Below are 5261 nucleotides of genomic sequence, written 5' to 3'. Positions count from 1 at the left end.
GCCACACATTTGAAAAATCGTGCAAATTGACCAACAAACTAACTGAAAAAGGTCGTTCACTCATTTTGATTTTTAAGAAACAAATTGAAATTATAGTTTCGTAAAACAAATGAATTAAGAACTGACTAAATAAAAACGAAATGAAAAAATTGGATTATTATTAGCAATTGGACTTTTATTCTTAAAAGGCTATTCTCAAGAAAAAAATTTTATTGACCAAGCGTATTTGGAAACTACAGCTATTGTTGACACATTAGTTGTTCCGGACCAAATTTATCTATCAATATTGATAACGGAAAAAGATACAAGAGGCAGAACTTCTGTTGAGGAATTGGAAAACCGAATGAATACTAAACTAATCGCACTCGGAATTGACACAAAAAAACAACTAACTTTATCTGATGTAACAAGCAATTTCAAAAACTACTTTTTAAAAGGAACTGACGTCTTAAAAAACAAAGCCTATACGTTATTAGTTTACGATGCAGAAACTGCTGGAAAAGTAATCGTTGGATTAGAATCGATTGAAATTTCCAACGTCTATTTAAGCAAAACCGAATATTCAAAGTTAGAAGAGCTAAAAATAGAACTAAAACAAAAAGCAGTTCTGAAAGCAAAAATGCAAGCGGAATCTATGCTAAAACCTCTAAATCAAAATTTAGGGAAAGCACTTTATATTTCGGATTTAAATTCAAACATTACGAATTTACTTCAAGGAAAAGTTGCTGGAATTCAAATCAGAGGTTACAACTCGGAATATAAAGCAAAAGAATTTCAGCCGATTGACATTGAGTTTGAGAAAATTAAAATAGAAAGTGCAATAACAATAAAATTCGGAATTGAATAAAAACGTGTGGCAACACCGTGTATAAGCCATTGCTGGGTCTGCGCCTATCTGGAAAATTCTTGGGAATTTTCCAGCGGAGTTTTGTACTTTTAATGTTCCGTGCTTTAACACGCAACGGCTCATACACATCAACGTTATATGCAAGGCAAAAAAAACTTTAGTACTTCAAAAAAGATATGACAAAATCAGCACATTTTAAAGTCGACCCTAAACTAGCCGAATTATTAGGCGAAACATATCGTTCAGTTGAAGAAGCTACAAAGGAATTAATAGACAATGCCTATGACGCGGACTCTGAAAACGTCAAAATCATACTTCCCGATGAATTAACGCCTGACCCTAAAATTATCATAGAAGATGATGGTTCTGGAATGAAAGAAATGGAAGTCCGAAATGAGTACTTAAATATCGCAAATAGCAGAACTTCTCGAAAGGGTAATACCACTTTTAAGAAAAAAAGAAAAGTCAAAGGGCGGAAAGGAATTGGTAAGTTTTCAGGTCTTATGGTTGCTAGTCAAATGACTATTGAAACCTTTGTAAATGGAAAAATGACTTCTTTAACAATCAATAAAGATGACTTATCAAAAGCTGGATATGATTTAGAAAAAGTTCCGCTTCCTATAAAAGTTTCTGATTGTGACAAAGCTAAACACGGAACCAGAATTACTCTTGAGGGAATAAATCAAAACTTCAATTTTCCAAATCCAGAAAGATTAAAAGAAATACTAATTCGTGATTATGGTCGTGAAATGGATTTTGATATTACGATAAATGGAGAAGATATTGGTGTTTTAGACCTTCAAGGCAAATCATATTCAGAGAGAATTGAATTACCGAATGGTAAGATGGCCACATTAAATTATACCATAACTGAAAAACCTATCAAACAGTCCGGCATTGCTATTAGAGTTAACAATAAAATAATTGGAAGACCTCAAAACTTCCTTTCAGAAGATGAAATAATTCCTAAAAAATTACAAAATCGAGTTTACGGAGAAATAGTTTGTGATGATTTAGAGGATGATTTAACAGCAGATTTTGGTGCTGTAATTGATAATAGTAAACTTTATAATTCACTTACTGCAAATACAACAGAACAGTTAAGAAAATCAGTTGACGAAGTTTTTGTTACAGATATGAAAATGGCAAAGGCTCGTTATCAAAGAAAAATAAACAAAGAACTCGAAAAGCTTCCAGAATATAAACAACCTTTTGCAAAGAAAGCCTTATACAAAGTTTTAGAAAAATTTTATGGAGAAACAGAAGACAGAATAAATACAGTTATTTCTGTAATGGTTTCTGCAATGGAAAAAGATTATTATTGGGAAATCGTGCAAAATATTGAAGAGACTAGAACTGGAGATGTTGAAAAATTTGCAGAAGCACTATCTGATTTTGGTTTTTTAGAAATGAGTATAATTACAAATCAGGCAATTAATCGATTAAGATTTTTAGATGAACTTAATATTTTAATCGAAAATCCAAAAACGCTAGAATCAACAGTTCATACTGCATTTGAAAAAAACACTTGGCTTTTTGGAGATGACTATTCTGTTATATTTTCAGACCAAGGTTTAAAAAGCTCAATTGAAAAAGTAATTAATAAAACCTATAAAGGAGATAAACCTGATGATAGACCTGACATTCTATTTGGTAGAAATATAACGAGGTCTTTAGTTTTAATAGAGTTTAAAAGACCGAGTTTTACTTTAAATAGAGATACAGAAGCACAAGCATTAAAATATCGTGATGAATTAAATGTATATTTTCATAGTCAGAAAATAGAAATTATACTTTTAGGTGGTAAGGTAAAAGGTATAATCAGTTCGCATAATGAACGTGGAGATGTTCTCTATCGTACTTATGTTGACTTGATAAGTGTAGCTCGACAAAAATTAAATTGGCTTTTAGACGAATTAAAAAGTGCGTAAAGCCCTGCATATAACAACGTATATAGCTCATAGCTAGTCATTTGCTTATTCGAAGTTAAGGTATATTTGGAAAGTCACCAAATTTTTAAATTTGACGATTTCCAATAAAAAAAGTAAATAGTAAAATTTAAAAATCTGGCTTGTGCTTAACCGAATAGTTATCGCTAATTTACACGCTACGAGCCATATACAAGACCGTTATGTGCAAGCAAAAAACCAATCTATGTCATTTAGGAGTTTGAACAAAAAATATGACTTTCTTGATAACACAAGAATAATTTTAGATTTTAAATTTGACCCAATCAAAGCATATTTGGACAGCTCAGAGGGAATGATTATTACTCAAGAAAAAGAACTTGATGCGAAATATGATAAGTGGAATAAAGAACACGGACAAAATCCCGAGATACCTAGTGCATTTGACATATATGAAATGGAGATTCTAAACAGCTCTGAATTTCCAAACATTTTAAATCAATCCATATACTTGACAGTATACTCTACTTTTGAAAAGGAGTTTTTTGAGCTTTGTGAATGGTGTCGGAAAGCAGAAAATTTAAAAATCGGACCCAAAGACATCAAAGAACAAGGTTATATTGGACAATGTCGGAAATACATTATAAAAGTTTTAAATGTAAATTTGGACACACTAAATGAGAAATGGACGGAAATTAAAAAATATCAATTAATTAGGAACTCTATTGCTCACAACAACGGAATGATAAATTCCCCAAAAGATGATATTTTAAAATTTATTGAAAAGTCAAGCGGAATATCCTTTGAAATTGAAAAGTCATGTATTAAAATAGAATCCATCGATTTTTTGAAAACTATGATTGATAAATTAACCGATTTTCTATCAGAGACAGCTGAAAAAATAATGACCGAAAAAAATAAAGCCTGCACATAACACCGTATAAAATTAATTGCTTGGTCACTGCCGACTTACGAACATTCCTTCGGAATATTCTATCTGTGATTTATTTGCTAATTTTAGGGCTTAACCCACGCAACTAACTTTATACAAATCGTTGTAGGGCATTTAAAACGACAAAGATTGACGGATTTTAATACATATTATAAACAGCAATTTCAGAAAGACCTTCTAAATTTCGTGGGACAAATACCTGTTGACGGAAACAAGCATTACGACAGAACAGAATTTAATATCCAATACTTCTTCTTGACACCTCAGTACAAGTATTTAGACATAATTCCAACCGACAAACAAGCATTATTCGCAGTTGCACTTTATTGGACAGTCTTGGTTGACCAGACATTTTATTCACACTTTCGATACTCATACCAGACATTTCAAAGAAAAACGTTGTATCCTAAATTTATCGGTAATTGTACTGCACCTTCTCTAATGAATTCCGAATGTGGACACAACCAACATCCACGAAGGATATTACAAGCAATAAACGATACAGAAGATAAAGGAAATAGGTTTGACTTTGAACGTGAAATCTTTAAAAAAGACGAGAGCAGACAGATAAGACAACGCATAGACTATCATTCACTTTTAGAGCAATCAAGACAAATAATTAAAGAAGAAATAAAAGACTATTTTGAGAATCACCAGCCTGAAATAAGTTGGACAGAATTTTGGGCGAAATGCGAACAAGAACTATAACGACTTAAATGAAAATACGAAGATAAATGGCAATATTAGGACGACCTGAAGGAGTTTTCGACCTCAATGACAGCGACAAGTATGTTGGTTCTTATTTAACGAAATCTGATGTTAAAGAAATACTTAACATCTTGGACAGTGATTTAGCAGAAGTCGATTTTACAAGTGTTGATGGAAATGAAGTTATTGATGAAAGAAAAATTCAAAAACTTTGGTATGACAACAAAATACCGAATGCAATTAAACCTGAAAAGTCAAGTCTTGATGAACTCTTATTAATTGCAATAATGAGGCGGACTTATCCTGATATTGAAATAGAAAGACAGATAAGAGTTAAGCGTTTTTCTATGGACTTAAAATTGACACTCAATGGAAGGAATCCCGTATTCATTGAGTTTGATGGACCTTCTCATTTCGCTATATCCAGATATGGACCGCCTAAACACGAACCTTTTAGAAAAAAGAAAATTGTTGAAGATACCACGGGCTATGAAGTTATCAATTGGGCATATTGGATACAAAGATGTGAAAGCAACGTTAGAGCAATTTTTGATAAGACTAAAAAAGGATATGGTGTTTTGTGGAGTACCAATATTCATTTCGGAATGTTTGTTTTTGAAAATTCTGCTGACATTATAGATACAATAACAAAAAGGTTTAATGCAGTTGATGATAATGGCATTGGGTATTTCTATGGTGGACAAACTAGAGAAAGAAATAATCCAGAACACCCAATAATTGAGAGTATAAAAAAAGAAAAAGAAAACGTAGGACTTATTATACCAAAAGGATATAAGGACAGAAATTATTGGTTACCAGATAAATTGAAAGAATGAAAAACGCCCTA

5 protein-coding genes are annotated in these 5261 nt (G+C 31.9%); all 5 read left to right on the top strand.

Translation table 11 applies throughout. From position 1 onward, the window contains the following. Window positions 1–226 precede the first annotated feature (226 nt). A complete protein-coding gene (locus tag PGOND44_RS14605) occupies window positions 227–847 on the top strand; it encodes an SIMPL domain-containing protein (protein ID WP_003445467.1) in 621 nt (206 codons plus the stop codon). A gap of 176 nt (window positions 848–1023) precedes the next feature. Then, window positions 1024–2778, top strand: coding sequence for an ATP-binding protein (locus PGOND44_RS14600; protein ID WP_003445466.1), 1755 nt, complete (start codon window positions 1024–1026; stop codon window positions 2776–2778). A gap of 223 nt (window positions 2779–3001) precedes the next feature. Continuing rightward, a complete protein-coding gene (locus tag PGOND44_RS14595) occupies window positions 3002–3688 on the top strand; it encodes a hypothetical protein (protein ID WP_003445460.1) in 687 nt (228 codons plus the stop codon). 147 nt (window positions 3689–3835) lie between these two features. Then, the gene (locus PGOND44_RS14590) at window positions 3836–4414 is read left to right on the top strand and encodes a hypothetical protein (protein ID WP_003445457.1); all 579 of its coding nucleotides are present in this window, start codon (window positions 3836–3838) and stop codon (window positions 4412–4414) included. 26 nt (window positions 4415–4440) lie between these two features. Next, window positions 4441–5250 carry a hypothetical protein gene (locus PGOND44_RS14585; protein WP_003445454.1) on the top strand — a complete coding sequence of 270 codons (810 nt, stop codon included), beginning with the start codon at window positions 4441–4443 and terminating at the stop codon, window positions 5248–5250. Window positions 5251–5261: the final 11 nt, after the last annotated feature.

Source organism: Psychroflexus gondwanensis ACAM 44 (genome assembly GCF_000355905.1).
Classification (GTDB): Bacteria; Bacteroidota; Bacteroidia; order Flavobacteriales; family Flavobacteriaceae; genus Psychroflexus; species Psychroflexus gondwanensis.
The sequence above is the reverse complement of the archived record's forward strand: the minus strand, read 5'-3'. Positions and strand labels throughout refer to the sequence as shown.

What these genes read in the sequence shown, in the direction of transcription:
- PGOND44_RS14600 (WP_003445466.1), top strand. Translation starts at nt 1,024, where the DNA reads ATGACAAAATCAGCACATTTTAAAGTCGACCCTAAACTAGCCGAATTA.
- PGOND44_RS14595 (WP_003445460.1), top strand. Translation starts at nt 3,002, where the DNA reads ATGTCATTTAGGAGTTTGAACAAAAAATATGACTTTCTTGATAACACA.
- PGOND44_RS14585 (WP_003445454.1), top strand. Translation starts at nt 4,441, where the DNA reads ATGGCAATATTAGGACGACCTGAAGGAGTTTTCGACCTCAATGACAGC.